Annotated in this window: 20 protein-coding genes, 1 tRNA gene and 1 riboswitch; of the genes, 14 read left to right on the top strand and 7 right to left on the bottom strand. The window is 39.7% G+C overall.

The annotated features are described in order from the left end of the window. Window positions 1-13: 13 nt before the first annotated feature. From SOS22_RS01225 to aroB, 4 genes are read right to left on the bottom strand one after another with little or no spacing between them, the layout of a single operon-like run. Window positions 14-850 (bottom strand): prephenate dehydrogenase, encoded by an 837-nt coding sequence (locus SOS22_RS01225; protein WP_320324960.1) that lies wholly within the window; start codon window positions 848-850, stop codon window positions 14-16. Then, window positions 847-2,100, bottom strand: a complete 1,254-nt coding sequence (gene aroA / locus SOS22_RS01220; protein ID WP_320596073.1) for a 3-phosphoshikimate 1-carboxyvinyltransferase — start codon at window positions 2,098-2,100, stop codon at window positions 847-849. Before aroA ends, SOS22_RS01225 begins: the two co-directional genes overlap by 4 nt. Next, complete coding sequence (gene aroC / locus SOS22_RS01215) at window positions 2,097-3,197, bottom strand: chorismate synthase (RefSeq protein WP_320596072.1); 1,101 nt, start codon at window positions 3,195-3,197, stop codon at window positions 2,097-2,099. Before aroC ends, aroA begins: the two co-directional genes overlap by 4 nt. Continuing rightward, a complete protein-coding gene (aroB, locus tag SOS22_RS01210) occupies window positions 3,187-4,200 on the bottom strand; it encodes a 3-dehydroquinate synthase (RefSeq protein WP_320596071.1) in 1,014 nt (337 codons plus the stop codon). The genes aroC and aroB overlap by 11 nt, the downstream gene beginning before the upstream one ends. Before the next feature lie 88 nt (window positions 4,201-4,288). Between aroB and SOS22_RS01205 the strand changes: the two genes are divergently transcribed. From SOS22_RS01205 to SOS22_RS01190, 4 genes are all read left to right on the top strand, one after another. Next, window positions 4,289-5,383, top strand: a complete 1,095-nt coding sequence (locus SOS22_RS01205; protein ID WP_320324956.1) for a bifunctional chorismate mutase/prephenate dehydratase — start codon at window positions 4,289-4,291, stop codon at window positions 5,381-5,383. Continuing rightward, window positions 5,380-6,609 carry a pyridoxal phosphate-dependent aminotransferase gene (locus SOS22_RS01200; RefSeq protein WP_320324955.1) on the top strand — a complete coding sequence of 410 codons (1,230 nt, stop codon included), beginning with the start codon at window positions 5,380-5,382 and terminating at the stop codon, window positions 6,607-6,609. The genes SOS22_RS01205 and SOS22_RS01200 overlap by 4 nt, the downstream gene beginning before the upstream one ends. Window positions 6,610-7,009: 400 nt before the next feature. Further along, a complete protein-coding gene (locus SOS22_RS01195; protein WP_320324954.1) occupies window positions 7,010-8,740 on the top strand; it encodes a carbon starvation protein A in 1,731 nt (576 codons plus the stop codon). A gap of 97 nt (window positions 8,741-8,837) precedes the next feature. Continuing rightward, window positions 8,838-9,935 (top strand): glycerol dehydrogenase, encoded by a 1,098-nt coding sequence (locus SOS22_RS01190; RefSeq protein ID WP_320324953.1) that lies wholly within the window; start codon window positions 8,838-8,840, stop codon window positions 9,933-9,935. Between the two features lie 9 nt (window positions 9,936-9,944). Here the strand turns inward: SOS22_RS01190 and SOS22_RS01185 are convergent, their stop codons facing one another. Both SOS22_RS01185 and SOS22_RS01180 read right to left on the bottom strand, forming a co-directional pair. After that, a complete protein-coding gene (locus SOS22_RS01185) occupies window positions 9,945-10,547 on the bottom strand; it encodes a hypothetical protein (RefSeq protein ID WP_320324952.1) in 603 nt (200 codons plus the stop codon). A gap of 60 nt (window positions 10,548-10,607) precedes the next feature. Next, entirely contained in the window at window positions 10,608-11,987 is a 1,380-nt protein-coding gene (locus tag SOS22_RS01180) for a sodium:alanine symporter family protein (protein WP_320596070.1), read from the bottom strand. A 41-nt stretch (window positions 11,988-12,028) separates the two neighbouring features. After that, window positions 12,029-12,102: riboswitch (glycine riboswitch) on the bottom strand. A gap of 260 nt (window positions 12,103-12,362) precedes the next feature. Here SOS22_RS01180 and SOS22_RS01175 point away from each other — a divergent pair. The 4 genes from SOS22_RS01175 (at window position 12,363) to SOS22_RS01160 (ending at window position 17,622) form a co-directional block, all read left to right on the top strand. Then, complete coding sequence (locus tag SOS22_RS01175) at window positions 12,363-13,556, top strand: cation:proton antiporter (RefSeq protein ID WP_320324950.1); 1,194 nt, start codon at window positions 12,363-12,365, stop codon at window positions 13,554-13,556. Window positions 13,557-13,747: 191 nt separating this feature from the next. Beyond that, entirely contained in the window at window positions 13,748-16,123 is a 2,376-nt protein-coding gene (gene ppsA, locus SOS22_RS01170) for a phosphoenolpyruvate synthase (RefSeq protein ID WP_320596069.1), read from the top strand. A gap of 37 nt (window positions 16,124-16,160) precedes the next feature. After that, window positions 16,161-16,787: a helix-turn-helix transcriptional regulator gene (locus SOS22_RS01165; RefSeq protein WP_320324948.1), complete on the top strand. Its 627-nt coding sequence runs from the start codon at window positions 16,161-16,163 to the stop codon at window positions 16,785-16,787. Window positions 16,788-16,791: 4 nt separating this feature from the next. Continuing rightward, entirely contained in the window at window positions 16,792-17,622 is an 831-nt protein-coding gene (locus tag SOS22_RS01160; protein ID WP_320324947.1) for a pyruvate, water dikinase regulatory protein, read from the top strand. Window positions 17,623-17,806: 184 nt separating this feature from the next. Here SOS22_RS01160 and SOS22_RS01155 read toward each other — a convergent pair. Next, window positions 17,807-17,895 (bottom strand) — tRNA-Ser (locus tag SOS22_RS01155). Window positions 17,896-17,998: 103 nt separating this feature from the next. Here SOS22_RS01155 and SOS22_RS01150 point away from each other — a divergent pair. The 6 genes from SOS22_RS01150 to SOS22_RS01125 form a co-directional block, all read left to right on the top strand. Next, window positions 17,999-19,165: a cation diffusion facilitator family transporter gene (locus SOS22_RS01150; protein WP_320596068.1), complete on the top strand. Its 1,167-nt coding sequence runs from the start codon at window positions 17,999-18,001 to the stop codon at window positions 19,163-19,165. A 134-nt stretch (window positions 19,166-19,299) separates the two neighbouring features. Continuing rightward, window positions 19,300-20,076, top strand: a complete 777-nt coding sequence (locus tag SOS22_RS01145; protein ID WP_320324945.1) for an alpha/beta hydrolase — start codon at window positions 19,300-19,302, stop codon at window positions 20,074-20,076. Window position 20,077: 1 nt separating this feature from the next. Then, a complete protein-coding gene (gene nhaC, locus SOS22_RS01140; protein ID WP_320324944.1) occupies window positions 20,078-21,475 on the top strand; it encodes a Na+/H+ antiporter NhaC in 1,398 nt (465 codons plus the stop codon). An 86-nt stretch (window positions 21,476-21,561) separates the two neighbouring features. After that, window positions 21,562-21,972: a transcriptional repressor gene (locus tag SOS22_RS01135; RefSeq protein WP_320596067.1), complete on the top strand. Its 411-nt coding sequence runs from the start codon at window positions 21,562-21,564 to the stop codon at window positions 21,970-21,972. A 14-nt stretch (window positions 21,973-21,986) separates the two neighbouring features. Next, a complete protein-coding gene (locus SOS22_RS01130) occupies window positions 21,987-22,565 on the top strand; it encodes a ferritin family protein (RefSeq protein WP_320596066.1) in 579 nt (192 codons plus the stop codon). 162 nt (window positions 22,566-22,727) lie between these two features. Continuing rightward, window positions 22,728-24,690 (top strand): Cna B-type domain-containing protein (locus SOS22_RS01125; RefSeq protein ID WP_320596065.1); only part of this gene is annotated, 1,963 nt, incomplete at its 3' end.

Raw genomic sequence — 24,690 nt, 5'->3', positions numbered from 1 at the left:
GCGACAACGTTTTTTATTTGTTGAAGAGTTGACGACGCTCGGTGGATTGAATAAATAAGCGTTTCATCTCTTCTATATCTTCGGTTTTTAAGGCATCTCGAAAATGCGTAATGGCTGTAATAAATTGATTGGTTTCATCCAATAAAATATCTTTATTTAAGATAAATAATTCAGACCATAGATCTTCATTGATCGAAGCAATACGGGTCAAATCGCGGAAACTATCACCGGTATATTCGACCAAATGGCTATTATCATGCGTATTCATCAAAGAAACCGCGATGACATGGGTCAATTGAGATAGGAAACCAATCATTCGATCATGCTCTTGTGGAGTCAGGGTTGCCACACGACTGCACCCTAAATACGATCCCAATTGTTCCGCCAATAAAATACTGGAATGGGTATTTTTTTCGGTGGGTACGACAATAAAGTTCGCATCATCAAAGATGGTTGGATCCGCTTGTTCGATACCACGACTTTCTCGTCCACACATAGGATGGATACTGATCAATTCCAGGCCATCTTTTAGGATCTTTTGACAAGGCGTCACAATATTTGATTTTACACCACTAATATCCATTAAGATGGATCCAGTTTTGATCGAAGATTGATATTTTTCGATCCAAGGTTGGATCTGCGTCGGATATAAAGCTAAAATGATAATTTGGCAACGATCCAATAATTCTTCGGGATTGGTTGAACCTTCAGTAATATAATTGCGATCTTTGGCAATCTGAATGGTCAACGGATTGATGTCAAATCCATAGACGGCATTATGACCCAATTCCATTAATCGACTGGCTAAACTGGCTCCCATAAGACCTAAACCAACGATTCCATAATTCATAGTATTTCCACCTTTCCACCAATATCTTGTATATCCTGAAAAAAGTTTGGATATGATTTTGTGATGGCTTGCGCATCATCAATGATACAAGAAGAGCGTGCACATAAACCAAAAACGGTCATGGCCATCACAATGCGATGATCATTATGACCATGAATGACCACATTATCTTTGGCGTATGTATCTTTACCTACAATGGTAATCGTATCATAGGTACTGGATATCTCCACGCCCCATTTTCTTAATTCGGTTTCCATCGCCTCGATTCGATCACTTTCTTTCATGCGTAAACGTTGTGCATGGATCAAATGCGTGGTTCCTTGACTATAGGCAGCCAAAACACATAAGATCGGCCCTAGATCTGGACAATCCGCTAGATCGATGGTTTGTCCCGTCAACGGTGCTGGATCAATGATCAGATCTTCTTGTTGCCACGTTTTATTCTTTATCGCCTCGATCACCACTTTATCCCCTTGTAAAGAATCCGCATTCATATTTTTTAAGGTCAGAGGACCTTGAATCGCACCCAATACCGTATAGAAAGCCGCTTGTGACCAATCTCCTTCTACGCGTACATCGCCAGCAAGATACGATTGATGAGTCGGAATTTGGTAATGGGTGTCATCGATTGGATGAATCGTGATTCCAAAGGATCTCAACATTTGTAACGTCAGATCTACATAAGATTTAGATTCAAACGGAGGAATGATCGCAATTTGACTTTCTTGATCTAATAATGGTAAAACGAAAAGTAAACCAGTGATAAATTGACTGGAAATATCACCACGAATGGTATAGGTGCCGGATCGTAACGGTCCACACACCTCGATATGATCCGTTTGTTGAAAGGTGAGTTGTTGTTCATCAAAAATCTGGGTGTATACATCCATAGGACGTTGCATCAAGCGGCCATGGCCCATAAGGGTTGCTTTTTGATTGGATAAAGCGCATAAAGGAATTAAAAAACGCAAGGTAGAACCAGATTCGTTGCAGTCCATTGATACTGGCATCGTTCGTTTTTTGACATTGGTACCAGTAATGATACAAGAAGTTTCTTGTTTTTTGATCGTTGCTCCCAATGCTTCCATACAAGCAATTGTCGCATCGATATCTTTCGAATACGTAATATTCGATATGGTACTGGTTCCTTGCGCTAGGCTGGCACAAATGATGGCACGATGGGCTAATGATTTACTGGAAGGAATCGCAATAGATCCTGCCACTTGCGATGGAGATACTTTTACTCTCATACTAAATCTCCTTGTGCGTTTTTGGACATCCATAGATCCAATAGACCAAAAGCCACAACGGAATCAATCACAATACGAGCGCGATGAATAATACATGGATCATGACGACCTTGGATCTGCAATTTTACATTTTCTTTGGTCAGATAATCCACCGAGGCTTGTTCCTTATAAATGGAAGGGGTTGGTTTGACACATGTATGAATGAGGATTGGCATCCCATTGGTGATTCCCCCATTGATTCCCGCATTATGATTGGTCATGGTAAAGATCTTGCCGTCTTGACAGGCAAAATCATCATTGGCCATCGATCCTTTCACATTCGCAAAGCCAAAACCTAAACCAAAGGAAACGCCTTTAACGGCGGGTACCGAAAACAATAAATGCGAAAGAATGCTTTCCACACTATCAAAAGCAGGTTCACCTAAACCAGTTGGTAAGCCAATAACAGCGGTTTCGACAATACCACCCAAAGAATCCCCTTCGGATGCTACTTTTTCAATCAATGTTTTCATCTCTTTTTCACATTGTGGATCCAAGGTCGCAAATTCCTTTTGATTGACTTGTGCGATTTGTTCTTGTAAGGTATCCAGATCATTCGAAAAAATATCATCATGAATGGTATACAACTGTTCGATATGGGACCCGATCTGGACACCATTGGCTTCAAGGATTTGTCGACAAATACTGCCTGCAGCAACAATGGGTGCGGTTAAACGACCGGAAAAATGCCCACCGCCACGATAATCTTGAAATCCATGATATTTTTCAAAAGCAGTATAATCGGCATGACCCGGACGCAATCGACCATGTGTTTTTGTATAATCTGAAGAACGCGTATTGGTGTTCTGGATCAACAATGTTAATGGCGTGCCCGTGGTCTTCCCTTCAAAGAACCCCGATACGATTTGAACGGCATCAGCTTCATGACGTTGGGTAGAGATACGACCTTTGGCCTTGCGCTTTTCCATATCCGCTGCCAGACGATCCAAATCAATCGGAAAACCGGCAGGAAGACCGTCTAAGGTGATACCAATGGCAGCTCCATGGGATTCACCAAATAAAGTCATCGATATATTTGTACCAATATTATTCTTCATATGGACCTCTTTCTAATCGGCATCGAATCTTGTCAAACGATAGATTCTCTAAGTTATAAGAACCCGGTGATTGTACTTTCACGACGGTTACGGAATCACGATTGCTTTTTTTATCATGCGCAATATAATGCATCAATTGATCAATCGAATAATCAGGCACTTTAGGCAAATCTAAACGTTCATAGATCCGTAAGATTCGATCTTTTAAAGCTTTATCTTCGATAAAGAACAACATGCCCATGGCTACACATTCACCATGTAGGTAGGTATCCAAGCCGTAGGCACTTTCAATGGCATGACCGATAGTATGACCAAAGTTTAAGATCTTGCGTAATCCTGCTTCTTTTTCATCTTTTTCTACGACTTTTCGCTTGACATCAATGGAACGTGTAATGATCTGTGAAAGATCCAGGGTATCTTGTTCAAATAAATCAACCAAAACAGGATCTTGGATCAATCCGGTCTTTAATGCTTCCACCAAACCATTATTCACTTGTCTATGCGATAGAGTAGTTAACACATCGGGATCAATGATCACGGCTTTTGGTTGCCAAAAAGCCCCAACAATATTTTTATACGATCCCATATCAATCGCGACTTTACCACCTACACTTGAATCCACTTGGGATAATACGGTGGTCGGAATATTGTAGAAATCGATCCCGCGCATATAGCTAGCCGCCACAAAACCGGATAAATCCCCAGTCACACCACCGCCAATTGCAATGATGGCATCTTTTCGCGTCATTTCTTGGGTAGCCAGTTGGTCCAATAACGATTCATATTGCGCAAAGCATTTGGATCCTTCGCCGGCAGGAAAACGCAATACGAACGCATTTTCACATTGATCCTTAACGATTTGGACCCAAGTATCAGGTACTTGATCATCGGTAATGATCGCCATCTTACGATGTGTATCTATGGTATCTTGTATATGATGGATTGCCCCTTTTTCAATGGTAATGGGGTAAGAATTTTCACCTAAATGGACTGTCATCTGCATAAAGTTCCATCCTCCTGTGTACCATCATAGCACGAAAGAAACAAATTTTCAGAAAACGAAATGAAAATTATGATATGATGATACCGGTATGAATCAATTAGAAGAAGCAAGAAGAGAAATCGACGCGGTCGATCGTGAAATGGCGAAATTGTATACGCGTCGTTTGGATGCGGTGACAAAGGTTCTTCAGTATAAAAAAGAACATGGTTTACCCATATTAGATTCCAAACGAGAAGTACAAGTCATCGAAAAAAATGTCGACCAGATCGAAAATCCTCACTATAAAAGACCGTATCGTGATTTTGTGAAAATGATGATGCGAAATTCACGCGAATATCAACAAACATTGTTGTCAAACGAGGTGATCGCATATTGCGGAGTGAAAGGTGCATTTGGCCATTTAGTGACCGAACGCTTATTTCCAGGCAGTCCAACGATCCATTTCAAGTCGTTTGATGAAGTTTTTCAAGCTGTCGTCAATCGAAAAGCACATTATGGTGTGATTCCATTCGAAAATAGTAATTCCGGTTTGGTAGGGGAAGTATTGGATGGCTTACGAAAATATCCGGTATATATCCAAAAAATGGCCGATCAACAAATCGAACAGTGTTTATTGGGTATGCCCGAAGCAACGTTAAAAGATATTGAATATGTTTATTCCAAGGATCAGGCATTGGCACAATCCAAACGTTTTCTCCAACAATTGAGCGTACAAACGATTGCGTATCCAAATACGGCCATGGCAGCTCAATATGTGGCTAGTGAAAATGATATTCATAAAGCTGCCATTGGTGCGAAAGAAAATGCCGATTTATATGGTTTAAAAATATTAGCCGAACATATTGAAGAAAATAGTCAAAATACAACGCGATTCTTAGTGATTGGGCTGGAACCAGCCAAAACGGGAAATCGTTTTAGTATCATTTTTGAAACACAACATATTAGTGGATCTTTGGCAAAAATCATTGAGATCATTGCGAATCATCATTTGAATATGGACAGTATTCAATCGCGTCCACGTAAAAATGAACCATTTGAATATTTTTTCTATATTGAAATATTGGATGACATGCTCGATTCAGACAATGTGAAAGCCGCATTGGCTGAAATCAAAGAAGTATGTGAATCATTCAAAGTATTGGGTATGTATCCCGTTGAAGGAATAGAGGAGGAAAAGAAATGAGTTTTGTGAAAAAGAGTGTAAGTACTGAACCCATTGTCGATACGGTATTTGCGATTGTCAGAAAAGCGAAAGAAGATGTGGCCAAAAATGGTGCCGATGTTGTGACCGATGCAACCATTGGTTCTTTATATGATGAACAAGGACAATTGGTTGCGTTAGATACTTGTTTTTCATCTTTAAAAGCCTTGGATAATCGTGTTTTAGCGAAATATGCATCCGCTTTTACCGGAAATCCTGATTTTTGTAAAGATGTATATGATTGGGTATTGAATGGTAACAGTACATTACCACATGAAGTCATTGCGACTCCAGGTGGAACCGGTGCGGTTGATATGACCATTAGTGAATGCTTGGATGCAGGACAAACCGTAATTTTACCAGAAATTGCTTGGGGATCGTATAAATTGATGGCAGGCATGGATAGTTTGGAAGTGGAAAATTATTCCTTATTTGATGGGGATGCATTCAACATCAAAGATCTGGAAAGAGCTTGCCAAACGGTCATGGCCAAACAAGATAAGTTGGTCATCGTGATCAATGATCCATGTCAAAATCCAACGGGCTATTCGATGACAGTCGATGAATGGAAACAAGTTGTTGCGTTATTAAATGCATGTGCGAAGACCCATGAAGTCGTATTATTGAACGATATTGCCTATATTGATTTTGCGTATGGACAAGAAAAAGCGAAAGATTACTTTAAAGTATTTGATGATATCGATGAAAATGTAGCGGTCGTGGTATCGTTCTCACTATCGAAATCCATGACGGCTTATGGTATGCGTTGCGGGGCTGCCATTGTCATGACTAAAAATGAAGATAACCTACGAGATATGAAGAATGTCTTTGAGAAAGATGCACGTGCTACTTGGTCCAACATCAATAATGGTGCCATGGCTATGTTTGTGGATGTATTGGAAAATCATAAAGAAGAATACAATGCCGAGCGTAGAAAATATGTGGCTTTATTGAAACAAAGAAGCGATATCTTTATTCAAGAAGCCGCTGAAGTTGGATTAAAACACTATCCATATCGAGAAGGATTCTTCGTAACCTTATCGATGGACAATGATGTACGTGATGCTTTCCATGAAGCATTGATGAAAAATCATATTTATACCGTAAAAGTCAATAAGGGAATTCGTGTGGCTGTATGTTCTTTGTCGGTCGAAAAGACAAAGGGTCTAGCCAAAAAGATGAAAGATATCTTAGATCAAGTTGCGTAAGCCTCAGAAATGAGGCTTTTTTATGAAAAAAAGTGAATACGCTTTCAGTAAATTTATTGAAATATTTTATTGACTTTGAAAAAATTAGGACTATACTTGCAAATGTACATAGAAATAAAAAGACTTCGAACAAGACAAGATCGATTCAACAGTCCCTGACTAGAGAGCATCACAGGGGTGGAAGTGATGCAGGCAACGTTTAAGAGATTATCCCTTGCGAGTTGATTTCTTGAAGCAAGTAAAGAAATCCGCGGATTCGGCGTTAATGAAAAAGACATTGTTGGATGTCAAAGAGATGTAAATTATTTACATAAACTGAGTGGTACCGCGGAACAGCTTTTCGTCTTAGTAAGATGAAGAGCTTTTTTATTTGTATGTACAAAGGAGGAGAGATTGTATTATGAATGGTTTAGTATTGTTAGGATTGGTCGCTGTATTATTTGTATGCGCCTATCTATTCTATGGAAGGTATTTAGTTAAGACTTGGGGCATCGATCCCAATGCGAAAACACCAGCACAAGAATTTGAAGATGGTGTAGATTATGTACCTAGTAATAAATGGCGTGTATTCGCTCATCAATTTTCATCGATTGCCGGTGCTGGTCCAGTAACAGGTCCAGTTATGGCTTTAATGTTTGGTTGGTTACCAGCTGTATTGTGGATTGTCGTTGGTGGTATCTTCTTTGGTGCCGTTCATGATTTTGGTGCTTTGTATGCATCGGTTAAATCAAAAGGTAAATCCATGGGACAGATCGTTGAACAATATATCGGTAAAACCGGAAAACGTTTGTTCTTCTTGTTCTGCTGGTTATTCTGTATGATCATCATCGCAGCATTTGCCGATATGGTTTCTGGTACATTCAATGGTTTCTCAGCTACTGGTGCTCGGTTGACACCAAATGGTTCCGCTGCTTCGATTTCGATCTTCTATGTTGTTGGTGCTATCTTATTTGGATGGGTCGTACGTAAAGCCAAATTAGATGGTTGGAAACAAGTTGTATTAGGCATTGTCTTTGTATTAGCCATGTTAGCATTAGGAATTGCGTTCCCTGTATTCTTCAGTAAACAAGTTTGGACATATTTAGTTTTTGCTTATATCTTCTTTGCTGCGATTTCACCAATTGCATTTATGAAACAACCACGTGATTACTTAACTACATTCTTATTTGTTGGTATGATCGTTGCGGCTGTCTTTGGTGTCGTTGTTTCTAATCCAACGATCACAACACCCGCTCTAACCAATTGGCAACCTGTTAAAGGAACGTATTTATTCCCAACTCTATTTGTAACGATTGCTTGTGGAGCTGTCAGTGGTTTCCACTCTTTGGTTTCTAGCGAAACAAGTTCAAAACAAATTGCGAATGAGAAAGATATGTTACAAGTTGGTTATGGTGCTATGCTGCTTGAATCTATGTTAGCTGTCTTAGTTATCGTTGTTGTTGGATCTTTACCAAGTCTTGCAAGCAATGGTGTATTAAATAAACAATTAGCGAGTCTTGCTTTAGCCGATGGTGCAACTCCATTCACAAAATTTGCTGCTGGTGTTACTGGCTTAGTTGATCAATTGGGATTACCACAATCGGTTGGATTATGTGTTATGACCATGTTCGTATCTGCTTTGGCCTTAACGACATTGGATGCTGTTTCTCGTATCGCTCGTATGTCTTTACAAGAATTGGTTGAAGACAACAAATCATTACAATGGTTAACCAATAAATATGTAGCTACAGCTATTTCTTTGTTTGGCGGTTATTTATTAGGTTTAGGTGGATATCAAAATATCTGGCCACTATTCGGAGCAACCAACCAATTGTTAGCTGCCATGACCTTGATCACATTGGCCGTCTTCTTAAAGGTTACAGGACGTAAAGGCGCGATGTTATATGTACCAATGGTCTTCATGTTTGTTGTTACGGTATCTTCATTATGCTTAAGTATCTACAACATCGTCATGAAGTTATTCGTTACAGGTGGATTCGTCTTCATGACCGATGGTTTGCAATTGATCTTCGCAATCTTGTTGTTAGCCCTTGGATGCATGGTTGCATTCAAGTCAGGCAAGAAATTGGTTGAACCACAAAGTCATAGTGGATCCAGCAAGATGGCTTTTGAAGCTCGCAATAAAGACTAATCCATGAAACAGTGTATCGAAAGATATGCTGTTTTTTTGTGCTTGCTAAAAATATCACAAGTTCTATATAATGAGGGAAAGAAAGAGTGGTATTTTTATGGCAAAAATTCTCATTGCACCAAGCAAGTATATCCAAGGTCCTGGCGAAATGAATCATTTGGGTTTATATGCCAGTCAATCGGGAACCAAAGCACTTATTTTGATTAGTCCGGGTGGTTATAAGCGTTCGGGTGCACAAATCGAAGCGAGTTTTCAGGATCAAGATTGCGATCATGTATTTGAATATTTCAATGGCGAATGTTGTATGTCTGAAATCAATCGCTTAAAAGACATCGTTTATGACAATCAATGTGATCTTGTTATTGGTATTGGTGGCGGTAAGATCTTTGATACCGCCAAAGCGGTTGCTTATTATACGAAAAACCCTGTATTTATCGTACCTACTATTGCTTCAACGGATGCTCCTTGTTCCGCTCTATCGGTAATCTATAGTGAAGAAGGCGTTTTTCAAGAGTATTTATTTTTACCAGCCAATCCCAATCTGGTGATGATGGACACAGAAATCATTGTGAAATCTCCCGTTCGTTTAACCGTTGCTGGTATTGGCGATGCATTGGCTACTTATTATGAAGCGCGTGCTTGCCAAAGAAGTGATGCTATTTCTTGTGCCGGTGGAAAAACCACCCAAGCGGCTATGGCCATTGCGAAACTATGTCGAGATACCTTGTTGGCAGAAGGTGTAAAAGCGAAAGTGGCTTTGGAAGCTGGGGGATGCACACCAGCTGTGGAAAAGATCATTGAAGCCAATACCTTACTTTCGGGCATTGGTTTTGAAAGCGCGGGACTTGCGGGAGCCCATGCGATCCATAATGGCTTAACGTGTTTGGAAGAATGTCATGCCATGTATCATGGCGAAAAAGTGGCCTTTGGTACCTTAGTTCAATTGGTATTGGAAGATGCTCCGAAAGAAGAATTGGATGTCCTAGTCCCTTTCTGTATCGAAGTGGGATTGCCAGTCACGATGGCACAACTAGGTGTCAAAGAATTGACGGATCAAAAATGTATGGATGTTGCGACATTGGCTTGTGCAGACAATGATACCTTACACAATATGCCATTTGAAGTCGATCCAACCATGGTTGCCCATGCGATCAAAGCAGCCGATGCATTGGGGCACTATTATTTAAACAAATAAAAACAGCACTTATTGTAGTGCTGCGATTTGAAGGAGTCCTTGTTCATCAATAAGGGCTTTTTTTAGAATTTGTAGATCTTGATCATGGATAACATCGTATTCTGCTCGATTTAAACAAATCATGACCGTTTGAAGAAGTTGTTTCTCTTTGACCCATTGTTCGGTCGAACCAAAGTCTTCATCGGCCAAGCGATGGATGTTTTCATCGGTTAGCACATTCCAATACGATGGGATCGTCGTGGTTGCCGGATTGGTGAAGTTGGGTTCTTGTAACACATTCTTGAAGATGGGAAAGTGATATTCTCGTTCCATGGCTAAAACGGCTTTGGCATAGTAAAGAGCTGCGGCAGAAACATCAGCCATTTCATCATCTTCATAAAATTGTTCCATATCACTGGCAGCTTCGATATAATCTAAAACTTGACCAGGGAGTTCTTTATAGTCGTTTTCGTCGATATGTAAGTACTCATAAAAACTGATTTCTTCTTCTGGTTCATTTTGTACTTTATCCATCATATCTTGTGCCATAGAATTCAAGTCTTCTTTTTGTTCATCACTTAAATTATTCATCATATTGGCAAGGCTTGAAAAATCAATATCACTAAATTTCATATCGTTCATCCTTTCGTAGATAGTCATTATAGCACAAAAGAAAAGCTTGGAAACCCAAGCTTAAACGGATTCTTCTGCGAACTCATCCACCGCAACCGATTGTTTTTCTGGTGCCTTGAAGTAATTCATCGTTTCTTCATAAACGACTTTACGTAAGCCAATCAAACCAATCAAGTTTGGTATAGCCATCAAACCATTGACGATATCCGCTAAGATAAAGATAAAATCCAATGTCATGAAAGGACCAATGGCGATAAATACGATATAAATGATTTTGTAGACTTTGACCGCTTTTAAACCTTTTAGATAGTACATGCAACGTTCGCCATAGTAGTTCCAACCGATGATCGTTGTAAAGGCAAAGAAAACCAAACCAATATTGACAATATATTTACCAACATAAGGAATAAATAAACCATTTTGGAAGGCATATGTGGTCATGGCTGCACCTTCTAATCCAGTTGTATTCGCATTCATGATCAAGATGGCAAGACCAGTCATGGTACATACGATGATCGTATCAATAAAAGTACCGGTCATAGAAATTAAGCCTTGTTCAACATGGGATTCAGTCTTAGCAGCTGCTGCGGCAATAGGAGCAGAACCCAAACCACTTTCATTGGAGAAAATACCACGGGCAATTCCTTTTTGCATCGCAACGCCAAGTCCACCACCAACAACGCTGGATGGAACAAAGGCGGTTTTAACGATCAAATAGAAAACACCGGGAATAGCGGATAAATGGGTGGCAAGAATCAGGATCACGCCAGTGATATAGAAGATACACATAAAAGGAATGATCTTTTCAGCTACATGGGCAATGCGATGAATACCGCCAATGGTAATGAAGGCAACCAAGATCGTTAAGACGATCGCCGTTACATAGTTTGGCACATTAAAGCTTAATGTCAATGCATCGGAAATCGATTTGACTTGGGTGAATGTACCAATACCTAATAGGGCAACGCCCACACCAAATAAAGCAAAGATTTTCGCTAATAATTTGGAGTGAAGACCATTTTGAATGTAGTACATGGGCCCACCTGCAATTTGGCCATTTTCATCTTTTACACGATATTTATGAGCCAATAAGCATTCGGAATACTTTGTGGCAATGCCAAAGAAGGCAGATACCCACATCCAAAATAGAGCACCGGGTCCACCAGCTGCAATGGCCGTGGCCACACCAACGATATTTCCCGTACCAATGGTGGATGATAGGGCCGTACACAAAGCTTGGAAACCGGATACATCCCCGTTTTCGTCATTTTCTTCACTGTCACCATGGAAAATATAGTGAAAAGCAAGTGGTAATTTCCGGAATTGTAAAAAACCAAGACGGAAGGTAAAATAAATTCCCGTTCCGAGAAGCAAGAGAATCAATGGTAGGCCCCAGATGGCACTATCGATCTTAGTAAGTATGGCAGTAAGCTCAGACATAAAAAAATTCCTCCTTAATTGGAGGAGACATATAAAAAAACTGTATCTCCTCTGTCCTTTTACCTGAGAGTTTTGCTCCTTCGGTGTCCATACGGATCTCTCCAGAGGTTCGTCCAATAGTGATCTATAGACCTGAAATCATTAATTCTTCGGTACATGCTTTCCATGTTCTCTCACTATTTTCATCCGAACACATGAAATATTATAGGTACATCCTATATATTATGCAAGATATTATGCAAGAAAAAATCATAAAAGCGTTGACAAATCGTTTAGGCGTGCTTTGTAAAAGAGATAAAAAATTTAGTATATTTTGCTTGAATGTTGTACAATGAGCTAAGTAAAATAAGACAATTTGCCTTAGGGAGAGTCTACATGACAGATTATCGTTATTTGTTGGATATCGCATTAATATTATTAAGTACCAAAGTTTTTGGTTTATTTACTCGTCGTCTTCAAATGCCTAGTGTTGTTGGGGCTTTGATTGCTGGTATTCTTTTAGGACCAGCTTGCTTAAATCTTGTCCAGATGAGCAATTTAATTGAATCTTTATCCGAAATTGGTGTCATTATTCTGATGTTTGGTGCCGGTTTGGGAACAAGTATTACCGATCTAAAACGAGCAGGACTCAAAGCGTTCATCATTGCCACCATTGGCGTCATTGTCCCATTGATCGTTGGTTATATCATTGGTGGTTTCTATAATGTAGGACCTGAAGCTTGGCTAGGCAATTTATTCTTAGGCGTTATCTTAACAGCAACAAGTGTAGGAATTACGGTAGAAACATTGAAAGAAATGAATTGTTTGGCAACAGAAAGTGGCAATGCCATCTTAGCTGCAGCCGTCATTGATGATGTTTTAGGTATCATTTGTTTGACTCTCGTTTCGGGAATGGCGGATACATCCGTGCATATTGGCATTGTTTTATTGAAAATTGTTTTGTTCTTCGTGTTCGCAATTGTTGCAGGTATCTTTTTACATAAAGCCTTTGAATTTTGGTTTGAACACGATTCACGAGGAGGTCTACAAAGATATTCAATTACTTCCTTTGCGTTCGCATTGATCATGGCTTATATTGCGGAAGCTTTCTTTGGTGTAGCGGATATCACAGGATCTTTTGTTGCAGGTTTGATCATTTCGGGTACGCAACAATGTCCATATGTCACCAAACGAATTGGCACGGTATCTTATATTTTGATCACGCCTATTTTCTTCGCAAGCATTGGTTTAAAACTTTCACCGATTCATTTTACCGGTGAAGTGTTGGCCTTAACTGTCATTTTGTGTATTGCAGCGGTTTTGACCAAAGTTGTTGGTTGTGGCTTGGGCGCTGCCGTCTGTCATTATTCGAAAGAACAATGTATTCGCATTGGTTGTGGTATGATTTCTCGTGGTGAAGTGGCCTTGATCGTGGCCAATAAAGGAATGGCATTAAACTTGTTGCCACAAATCTTTATTACCCCGGTCTTATTGAGCGTAGTCTTCTCAACGATCATTACCCCGATCTTATTGAAGGTCGTTTATAAACATGGTGATAACGATCCAGATTTCAATGTTCAAAATGCATAGGAATACAGTCTGAAGTCTTTTATCGAGATTTCAGACTTTTTTTATATAAGCATAAATTATTGTATGGATACTCCTAGTGGAGTCTTTTTTTATTTATAAAGTATACACTACATATTGAAAAAGTCTTTTAAAAGTATATACTATAAAGTACAAAAGGTATATTTTATATATATCATTTAGGAGGAAGTACGATGCGAACAAGAGAAGAAGCCTATGTATTGTGGTTTGATGAATTGCGAAGAGAAGATGTGGCATTAGTTGGAGGAAAATCTTCTTCATTGGGAGAAATGACTTCCAAGACCAAGGCACCGGTGCCTTATGGTTTTGCGACAACGGCCTATGGCTATCGATATTTCATGGAAGCAACGGGAACCAATCAAAAGATTCGTGATGCATTGGCCCATTTGCATGATGTGGATGATTCGAATGAACTGTCCAAAGTGTGTAAAGAAATTCGTGAGATCATCATGGCTGCGTCCATGCCAAATGATCTACAAGAAGCCATTGAAGTTGCCTATGATCAATTGGCAAAAAAGATAGGAGAAGCGGATCCATTTGTAGCGGTCCGTTCCAGTGCAACAGCAGAAGATCTTCCCGATGCATCATTTGCTGGGCAGCAGGATACCTATTTGAATGTTAGAGGAAAAGCGGAAGTTGTCGAAAAAGTCAAAGAATGTTATGCCTCTTGTTTTACGGATCGGGCCGTATATTATCGGGAAAAACAGGGATTTTCTCATGAAGAAGTGGCTTTATCGGCAGCCATTCAGTTGATGGCTTTCTCTAAGGCTGCAGGTGTCATGTTTACCGTAGATATTTCGAATGGCTCGGATGAAAATATCATGATCGAAGCAGCCTGGGGACTGGGCGAATATGTGGTACAAGGAACGGTCACACCTGATAATTTTTTGGTTCGTAAAAGTGATTTAGCTATCGTCCGAAAACAAATCAATCGCAAACCCGTGGAATTGATCCAAAAAGCAGATGGTGGTGTTGAAGAACATAAAATTCCTGATGATCGTGCCCATGCCCCATCGATCACGGATGATCAAGTTAAGGCATTAGCTAAAATTGCGTTAGCGATCGAACAACATTATGGCTGTTACATGGACATTGAATGGGCCGTAGATCGAAGAGATGACCAAATCAAGATCCTACAAGCTCGTCCCGAAACGGTCTGGTCACGAAAAAAGAAAGAAAAGAAGGAAGTATCCAATATGACAACAAATCATCTTGTTTTAGTGAAGGGATTGCCCGCCAGTCCTGGCATAGCCACAGGAAAAGTACAAGTGATCCTGGATCCAGATGATATGGATCAATTTAAAGCTGGTGATATTTTGGTGACATCCATGACTTCGCCCGATCTTGTGCCAGCGATGAAAAAAGCAGTAGCCATCATTACCGATGCCGGTGGAATGACTTGTCATGCATCCATCGTATCTAGAGAATTAGGGATTCCATGTATTGTGGGGACAAAATCGCGTTCGCAATGTGCAACCGAAGTCTTAAAAACGGGCATGGAAGTTACTGTTGATGCACACAATGGGATCATTTATGAAGGTATAGTTGCGGATATGATCAAACCAAAGGAAAAGCCAGAAGCAACAAGTGTCCAAGTGGAATACTTTGCACCGACGGCCACAAAGATCATGATGAATTTAGGAAATCCAGATCTAGCTGAAAAATACGCATCTTTACCATGTGATGGTGTTGGGCTGATGCGTGAAGAATTTATATGGACCACGTTTATTCATGAACATCCTTTGTATATGATCAAGACCGGTCGAGCACAAGAGGTCATTGATCAATTGGCTGATGGCATTGCCAAAGTGGCTCGGGCCTTAAATCCTCGTCCGGTTGTATTGCGGTTCTCGGATTTTAAATCGGGGGAATATCGCAATCTAAAAGGTGGCGAAGAATTTGAACCCGTAGAACCTTCGGATTTATTGGGTTGGCGAGGAGCCAGTCGTTATTATGATCCACGATATATCGAAGGATTTAAATTGGAATTGCGTGCAGTAAAAAAAGTGAGAGAAGAATTTGGTTTGAAGAATCTCCATTGTATGATTCCATTTTGTCGAACAGTTGGTGAGATCCAAAAGATCACGACCATCATGCAACAGGAAGGATTGGTTCGAAATGATGATTTTAAATTGTATTTGATGGCTGAAATTCCGGCAAATATCATTTTAGCGGATCAATTCAATCCATATGTGGATGGCTATTCCATTGGTTCCAACGATTTAACGATGCTCCTTTTGGGTTGTGATCGTAACAATGAAGGCATTTCCTATTTATTCGATGAACGAAATTTGGCTGTAAAACAAGCCATTCGTCATTTGATCGAAACGGCCCATCAAGATGGCAAGACGGTTTCAATTTGTGGACAGGCACCATCGGTGTATCCAGAATTTGCCCAATTTCTTGTGCAAAATGGTATTGATTATATTTCGGTCAATCCGGATATGGTCAAGATTACGAAGAAAAATGTGGCATCGTTTGAACAACGCTTGATTTTAGACAAAGTCACCGGTAAAGGTCGCAAGGATCCAGAAGATACAACTTGGTAAATATGATAAAATAAGTACAACTAAGGATGGTGGAATCATGGAGCTGAGTGACCGACAAGAAAAGATCGTTGAAATTGTTCGTCGACAAGGACCGATTTCAGGCAATGCGATCGCATCACAGTGTCATGTCACACGTGCTGCATTACGAGGAGATTTTGAACTGTTGACCTCGTTGGAAATTATTGGTGCCAAAAGAAAATTGGGCTATTACTATATAGGAAAACCGATGGATCCTTTGTACAATACCCTTTTAAATCGAAGTGTTGAGCAATATTGTTCATTACCGGTTGTCGTAGCACCCGATAGCCATGTTTATGATGCCATCATTGCACTGTTTACAGAAGATGTGGGAAGCGTCTTTGTCTCGGATCAAGAGCATTTGATTGGTATTGTATCCCGAAAGGATCTCTTGAAAGCAGCAATGCGCAATGATGATCTGAAGACCCTTCCGATTTCTATGGTCATGACACCGAAATCGAAGTTGGTGACGATCTTGGATTCGGAATCCATTGTGGTTGCTGCGCAAAAAATGATTGATCATGAAGTGGATTGTTTACCCGTTCTTCATCAAGAAGAAGATGGATCCCTTCGTATTCGTGGACGAATCACCAAAACGAATTTTACTCAGATCATCGTGGACTTAGCCAAACAGAAAAGGGGATGATGGTGTGTCAAAAACCAAACCGACAATCTATGTTGTTTCGGATTCGATTGGTGAAACTGCAGAGACCGTTGTGCGTGCTGCTATTTCTCAATTTCCTGATGAATCGTTTGATATGATTCGTTTACCGAATGTTCGCGAGTTTTCCCAAATTGATAGCTTGTTAGCGGAAATCGGAAATCAACCCACGATCATTGCGCATACATTGATTTCACCAGAATTACGTACGTATTTGAGTGTGCGTTGCCAACAAAATTACATTACAACGGTCGATATCATGGGACCGATCATGAGTGCGGTGGGAACGATCACGACAAGTTCACCCAGTCTAGAACCTGGATTGGTGCATCGACTTGATCAGGAATATTTTAAGAAAGTCAGTTCCATTGAATTTGCGGTCAAATATGATGATGGTAAAAATCCTGTCGGTTTTTTACATGCCGACATTGTCTTGGTGGGAGTATCCCGTACATCAAAAACACCATTATCCATGTATTTGGGAAATAAAAAGATCAAGGTGGCGAATTTGCCATTGGAACCACAATTGCCATTACCACCTGAAATCTTTCAGGTGCCTCCCTATAAAATTATTGGCTTGAGCGTATCCAAAGAAAAATTAAGTTCGATTCGTAGTGAACGATTAAAAACCATTGGTTTGGAACCAGAAGCCAATTATTCTAATGTGCATTGGATCGAAAAAGAATTAGAGTATGCCAATAACATCATGTATCGTCTACATTGTCGTGTGATTGATGTGACCAATAAAGCCATAGAAGAAACGGCCAGTGAAATCATTGAGATCGTTCAGAAAAATCGAGAACGATACGGCGAAGAATAAATGTTTATGAAAAAAGGTCAATGCCTGGAAAATATTCAGGAGCATTGACCTTTTTATTATGGGCTCTATCCATTGTGTCTTGTAGATTGTACTGGATCCACAAAATATTTTCTGGTGATACAGAACAGGGTATGTTACAAGCAGGTAAAGAAAAAAAGCCTGTATTCAAGGCTTTTGATAACAATGGCGGAGACGGAGGGATTCGAACCCTCGTGCCCGGATGGACAACTCGATTTCGAGTCGAGCTCGTTATGACCACTTCGATACGTCTCCATGCCCGATCATTATAACATAAACTTTCATGAAGAATAAAGAGTTTTATGCAGCTTACGAAAATCCATTGAAAAGGAAAAGTGGGAATGCTAGTATCATGGGTATGATTCAATGGTTAATTCGACGATATACAAAAGGACAAGATCCAACTTCTGCGCATACACGTGATATTGTGGGTCGTATTAGCGGCAGTTTGGGTATCTTTTTCAATATATTTTTATTTGTGATCAAATTTGGCATTGGCACCATTGTCCATTCAATTTCGATCCAGGCTGATGGAATCAATAACTTAACCGATGCAGGCTCCAGTATTGTGTCTGTCATATCTTTTCATTTTGCGAATAAGCCAGCCGATCAAGAACATCCGTTTGGACATCAACGCACCGAAACATTGACCTCCTTTGTGATTGCTTTATTTCTATGTGTCTTAGGCATTCGCATGATGGAAGAAAGTATCCTGAAGATCCAACATCCCAATGCGATTGATTTTCGATGGATCACTATTTTGGTTTTGGTGATTTCCATTTGTGTCAAAGGATATATGTATTTCTATAATATGGACCTGTCCAAAACGTATCATTCTTCTCTATTAAAAGCCGTGGCCATGGATGCCATCAGTGATTTGTTTGGTACCAGTGCGGTATTGCTTTCGACATGTATTTCACCACTGCTTCATGTGAATTTAGATGGATATATGGGTGTCATCGTATCTGTGTTGATCATGTACAATGCTTTCCAACTCATCAAAGAAACCGTGAATGATTTGATTGGTAAGGCGCCAGATCCAGAAACGATCAAAGCCTTGAAAACAATACTGATGGAAGACGATAAAATTTTTGGTGTACATGATGTCATGATCCATGATTATGGTCCAGGTCAAGTCTTTGCGAGTGCGCATGTGGAAGTCGATGCCGAAGATAATATCTTGGATATTCATGATACCATTGATAATTTGGAACACATAGTCAAAGACCAACTTCAAATGGAATTGGTCCTTCATATGGATCCGGTAAAAATCAATGATCCATTGACGAATCAATATCGATTGGTCGTAAAAAATGCGATAAAAGAAATTGATGAAGGATGGACCTTTCATGATTTCCGTATTGTGGATGGGCCCACCCATACGAATTTAGTATTTGATTTAGTGGTGCCATTTAATGAAAAAAGATCGAAAGCCGAGTTGACCCAAATCTTGGAAGCCCATATAAAAACCCATAAAAAAGTTTATTTAGTGATTACCATCGATCATCCCATGACAGGTGCTTGATCGATGGACATAAAACAAGTCCGGATAGAAAGATATCGGGGCTTTTTATGTATTTAAATTATGAACAAATGAGTGAAAAATATAAACAAATGTGGGAAATTATGGTATGATACCTCCATCGGGAGGAAAATGACATGGAGAAATATGTGGAAATCATTCGTGATGGATTGACACTTCGAGGCATGATGCATGTTCCAGACGATTTGAGCCAACCAGTTGGTATGGTCATCTTGTTGCATGGATTCTGTGATGATCGCAATGAAATCAATTTTGTTCATACCGAATTATCGAAAAGACTCTGTGCAGACGGCATTGCGAGTGTTCGATTTGATATGAATGGCAGTGGTGAAAGCGATGGACGCTTTGAAGATATGACTGTATCTAGTGAAATCAAAGATGCGGAAGCGATGTTGTCGTTTGTACGAGCACAAAATTTTGTGGATCCGCACAAAATCGCGTTACATGGAACAAGTCTAGGCGGAGCGGTTGCATCGATGGTAGCCGGTCGTCACAAAGATGAAATCAAAGCGTTATCAATGTGGTGTCCAGCACCGGATCTGATCTACAACTTACGTGAACACAAGACATTATGTGGGACCGATGTATCGGATATTGAACAAATCCAATGTGCCGATGCTGAAGGATTAAAGATGGGCTATGCCTTTTATCAAGATTGTTTTCAATTGGATCCGTACAAAGAGGCGGCACAATTTGACAAACACGTCAATATTGTACATGGAGATCAAGACACTACGGCAAGTTGCCAATGTTCCTATACGTACAAAGAGATTTATCAAGACCGAGCCAATTTATTGATCGTACCTGGGGCAGAACATCGATTTATGTCATTTGCCTATCGAAAAGCACGTATGGAAAGTGCAGAAAACTTTTTGAGAAAGGAATTGAAATAGTATGGAGGAGAGAAATAAACCATCAACGGCGTTTGCGTTGATTTCATTTTTGGCAATCGTATTGACCTTGATCGTGATGATCAATATTGGGGTCAATACAACAATGTCCGTATTTGCCGGTGTTGTTGTGTCGGTCATCATCACAAAGATCTTAGGGATTCCGTGGAAAGAAGTTGAAAAATCAATCATTTCAACAGCTGCCGATTGTATGCCAACTTTTTTGATCGTCATCATGGTCGGTATGTTGGTTGGTATCTGGATGGCAGGTGGAACCGTTCCAAGCTTGATGTATTATGGCATGAAAGTCATTTCACCAAAGATCTTAGTACCATTGGCTTTTATATTATGTGGATTGACTTCTGAATTTACAGGTACGTCATTTGGTTCTGTAGCCACAATGGGGTTGGCCATGGTGGGGATTGCTTCCACAACAAGTATTCCCATTCCATTGGTTGTCGGTGCCATCGTTTCTGGTGCATGGTTAGGTGATAAAATGTCACCATTATCGGATACGACCAACTTAGCGAGTGGAGTATCCAAAGTTCCATTGTATGATCACATTCATTCGATGCAATTTACGACATTGCCTGCAGGAATCGTTGCCTTGATCTTATTTACGATTGCTGGTCTTCATTATAGTGGTGGATCCATGGATCTGGCCCAACAAAAATTGATCATGGATACGTTATCCAAAAATTTTAATATCAATTTATTATTGATCTTGCCCGCTATCTTAGTTATTTTGGTTTCGGTATTTAAATTGCCATCTTTATTGGGAATGGGATTGGCCGTTTGTGTATCTGTTCTTTTTGCGATGGTGTTCCAAGGCGTAAATTTTGTCGATTTGATGAATTTTGCCTTCAATGGCTTCTCCATCAAAACAGGCGTAGCGATCGTCGATCCTATGTTGAATCGAGGCGGCGTTCTATCCATGGCCGAATTGTTGGTAACATTTATGATTGCTTCTGTCATGGGTGCTATCATCACATCCACAGGAATCTTGGAAGTCTTAGCACAAAATGTCTTATTGAAGTTTATCAAGAATAAATCCATCTTGGTCTTTGTAACCTTGATTTATTGTTACATTGTCAATTTCTTGACAGCTGGTGGCCAAACCGTATCGATCATCGTTACAGAACAAACTTTTGAATCGACTTTTGATGATATGAACATCAACCGAAAAGTACTGTCTCGTACCTTAGAGGATGCCGGAACTCTATCCGCACCTATCGTTCCTTGGGGAGTTGCTACGATTTATGTCATGGGCGTATTGGGATGCTCCAATGCATATATTCCTTATGCATGGTTTATCTTCATCGTGCCTATCTTCTCGATGATTTGTGCAATCACTGGAATTGGTATGTGGGATAAAGAAGGAAAGCCACTTCGCAATAAATAAATTTCTTCAAAAAGAGGGTTGACAGTAGACCCTCTTTTGATTATTATAAAAACAGTAATAGTTACTATTATTGAAAAGGAGAAAACATGGCAACATTGAAGTATACCCGACAAAGGGAAGCTATTTTAGAAAACATCAAACATCGAAAAGACCATCCTACAGCGGATGATGTGTATAGCGATGTATCTAAGATCTTTCCTAATATTAGTTTGGGTACGGTCTATCGAAATTTGTCAGTATTGACAGATTTGGGTGTCATACGTCGATTACCAACAGGTATCGGTGCGGATCATTATGATGGAAATATGATTCCCCATAATCACTTCATCTGCCAAAAATGCGGACGTGTATATGATATGGAAGATGATCTGGATATTTCGGAAATAGAAAAAAGAGCCAGTCATCAATTCAAGGGTCAGATCACGGGGTGTTCCATTCAGTTTTTTGGCACATGCGCGTCATGTTTAGAAGAATCCCAATCAAAAAATAGAAACTAAAGGAGGAAATTTTTATGGCAAAGTATAAATGTACAGTATGTGGTCACATCTATGATGAAGAAGTAGAAGGCGTTAAATTTGCAGATCTTCCTGCGGATTGGAAATGCCCAACATGTAAACAACCAAAAGACAAATTTGTTTTGGTGGATGAAACAGCTGAACGTCAATGGGCTGCTGAACATGTTGTTGGCGTAGCTAAAGGTGTGGATCCAGAAATCATTGAAGGATTGCGTGCAAACTTCGAAGGGGAATGCTCAGAAGTTGGTATGTATTTGGCTATGAGCCGTGTAGCTATGCGTGAAGGATATCCTGAAATTGGTATGTATTATCGTCAAGCTGCCTTTGAAGAAGCAGATCATGCCTCTCGTTTTGCAGAATTGTTAGGTGAAGTTGTAACCGATTCGACCAAGAAAAATTTGGAACTTCGCATTGAAGCAGAATATGGTGCAACCGAAGGTAAATTTGAATTAGCGAAGAAAGCAAAACAACAAAACTTGGATGCCATCCATGATACCGTTCATGAAATGGCACGTGATGAAGCACGTCATGGAAAAGCTTTTGAAGGTTTGTTGAAACGTTATTTAGGTGAATAAATAAACAAAATAAAATCCAAACAAAATAGCCGGGTTATCATAGATAATTCGGTTATTTTTTGTGAAAGTAAAATATATGTAAAAAACGATATTTACATTATTCGGGGAAGGGGGGTAAAGTTTATGTAAGAGCATGCAATGTTTTAAAGGAGAGGAAAGAAGATGAACAAGTGGAGTAAGAGAACAATATCGTTTTTTTTAGTTGTCGTTATGTTTTTTGGTGTGTTCGGATCCAATGCAACAACGATACAAGCAAATTCAATGGATGACCCAACAACGGCAGTAGCTAATACATCATCCGAATCAGCAGAAAATACTACTTCGACAGAGGATACGACAACGGAACTAAACAATGTACAAAATCAAGTAAGTCAAGATGTATCTTCTTATTTTCATGCATCGATCAGTACCAACAATGATACCTTTCAATCGGGTACCACAGCGATTGTCTCGGCTCGCTACACAATTGATCAACAAAGTGCTACGGCAGGAGACTATATTATCGTATCCATTCCAACGGATATTGCGAATCACGTTCAATTTTCCCTAAATGCCCAACATTTTACCAATTCTATTGATTTAGGTAACGGGCAATATAAGCTGGTTCTTGCACAAGGAATTGAAAGTGGTTTATCTGGTAGCTTTAGTGCTTATGTGAGCATGCATGCCGATACCACAACAACCGATGATATTACGGTAGGCGATGCATCTAAAACAATTACCGTTCTTCCGGTCAGTTCTTCGGGAGGAAGTGGCATATATACAGATACGATCATGAAAGATGCTGCCGGTAATGATGGCGTTTCCTTTGGCGGATATGATTATTCGGAAGGGAATGGGGATAGTGCCTCACAAATTGGAGTGGCTGACTTAAGTCAATCAGCTACGATTCGATATCGATTGCTCATCAATAATAAGAAAGGGAAAATTTCAGATTTTAATATTGTTGACATCATACCCGATGGAATGACATTGAATTTGTCAAAACCAATTGAAGTAATCAATACATCAACCAGTGAGGTAATTGATCCATCTCTATATTCAGTTCAGCTTTCAGGACAAACACTGAATTTCTATTATCCAGGAGAGTTAGAAGATGCTATCCAAATCAATTATTGGGTAGATATCCCAGAAGGATCCAATACCTCAAAGTTTACAAATACAGCTACAATTACATATACGGAAGATGGAAGTCGACACCAAGAAAATCGAAGCTATGTCTTACAAGGAAGAAATAACAGTGCCTCTAATGGTGAGAAAAGCGTAGATAAATCCATTATTTCTAGTGATCCAAGCGATCAATATGTTACCTATACTATCAAATTCTGGAATAGTAATGGTTTTGCGAAAAATGAAATTCGTTTGATTGATCATTTAGATCCACATGTCAAATATGTGAGTGCTGAATCCAATGACTATTTTTCCATTCAACAAGATACTACCAATCCGCAAGATATCCATATCACAAATATCAAAAAAATCGAAGGATCGATGACAACCTATGTACGATTTGTTGTGGATATGACAGATGTACCAATTGGATACACCGTCAAAAATACTGTAGGTGGGAATACCACAAAAACCGTTAAATACGGTGGAGGACTGACTCTAACAGCGAATAAAACAATCAATGGATCACAAAAACCGGATAAAGGACAATTTAATTTTCAATTGCTAACATCTACAGGAAAAGTACTTCAAACAAAGAAAAATGACGAAAATGGACAAATCCATTTCCGTGAAATTTCCTATGATAAAAATGATGTTGGTAAGACCTATACATACACAATAAAAGAAGTGCCGGGGCCCGATAATACATATACATATGATAATAGTGAATACACAGTTACGGTAACACCGCAATTGGAATACGATGCATCCGGCAATGAAACAGGACGAATCCTTGCCAATCCAACATATCAGAAAAATGGAACGAATGTTGATGCCATTACTTTCGATAACCAAGTAGCAACAACATCCATCACGGTTTCCAAGAAATGGGAGGATGCGAATGATCAGGATGGCAAACGAGCCAAAGAAGTAAAGGTACATCTGCTGGCCGATGGCAAGGATACGGGAAAAACAGTAATCTTAAATGCGGACAATAACTGGAAAGCAAGTTTTA

Origin of the sequence: Absicoccus sp., from assembly GCF_034090965.1 — a bacterium.
Taxonomy (GTDB): domain Bacteria; phylum Bacillota_I; class Bacilli_A; order Erysipelotrichales; family Erysipelotrichaceae; genus Absicoccus; species Absicoccus intestinalis.
This window is presented reverse-complemented; position numbering and strand designations above follow the sequence as displayed.

Excerpts from the sequence above, each read along its gene's own strand:
- SOS22_RS01225 (WP_320324960.1), bottom strand. The coding sequence starts at position 850 with ATGAATTATGGAATCGTTGGTTTAGGTCTTATGGGAGCCAGTTTAGCC.
- aroA (WP_320596073.1), bottom strand. The coding sequence starts at position 2,100 with ATGAGAGTAAAAGTATCTCCATCGCAAGTGGCAGGATCTATTGCGATT.
- aroC (WP_320596072.1), bottom strand. The coding sequence starts at position 3,197 with ATGAAGAATAATATTGGTACAAATATATCGATGACTTTATTTGGTGAA.
- aroB (WP_320596071.1), bottom strand. The coding sequence starts at position 4,200 with ATGCAGATGACAGTCCATTTAGGTGAAAATTCTTACCCCATTACCATT.
- SOS22_RS01205 (WP_320324956.1), top strand. The coding sequence starts at position 4,289 with ATGAATCAATTAGAAGAAGCAAGAAGAGAAATCGACGCGGTCGATCGT.
- SOS22_RS01200 (WP_320324955.1), top strand. The coding sequence starts at position 5,380 with ATGAGTTTTGTGAAAAAGAGTGTAAGTACTGAACCCATTGTCGATACG.
- SOS22_RS01195 (WP_320324954.1), top strand. The coding sequence starts at position 7,010 with ATGAATGGTTTAGTATTGTTAGGATTGGTCGCTGTATTATTTGTATGC.
- SOS22_RS01190 (WP_320324953.1), top strand. The coding sequence starts at position 8,838 with ATGGCAAAAATTCTCATTGCACCAAGCAAGTATATCCAAGGTCCTGGC.
- SOS22_RS01185 (WP_320324952.1), bottom strand. The coding sequence starts at position 10,547 with ATGAAATTTAGTGATATTGATTTTTCAAGCCTTGCCAATATGATGAAT.
- SOS22_RS01180 (WP_320596070.1), bottom strand. The coding sequence starts at position 11,987 with ATGTCTGAGCTTACTGCCATACTTACTAAGATCGATAGTGCCATCTGG.
- SOS22_RS01175 (WP_320324950.1), top strand. The coding sequence starts at position 12,363 with ATGACAGATTATCGTTATTTGTTGGATATCGCATTAATATTATTAAGT.
- ppsA (WP_320596069.1), top strand. The coding sequence starts at position 13,748 with ATGCGAACAAGAGAAGAAGCCTATGTATTGTGGTTTGATGAATTGCGA.
- SOS22_RS01165 (WP_320324948.1), top strand. The coding sequence starts at position 16,161 with ATGGAGCTGAGTGACCGACAAGAAAAGATCGTTGAAATTGTTCGTCGA.
- SOS22_RS01150 (WP_320596068.1), top strand. The coding sequence starts at position 17,999 with ATGATTCAATGGTTAATTCGACGATATACAAAAGGACAAGATCCAACT.
- SOS22_RS01145 (WP_320324945.1), top strand. The coding sequence starts at position 19,300 with ATGGAGAAATATGTGGAAATCATTCGTGATGGATTGACACTTCGAGGC.
- nhaC (WP_320324944.1), top strand. The coding sequence starts at position 20,078 with ATGGAGGAGAGAAATAAACCATCAACGGCGTTTGCGTTGATTTCATTT.
- SOS22_RS01135 (WP_320596067.1), top strand. The coding sequence starts at position 21,562 with ATGGCAACATTGAAGTATACCCGACAAAGGGAAGCTATTTTAGAAAAC.
- SOS22_RS01130 (WP_320596066.1), top strand. The coding sequence starts at position 21,987 with ATGGCAAAGTATAAATGTACAGTATGTGGTCACATCTATGATGAAGAA.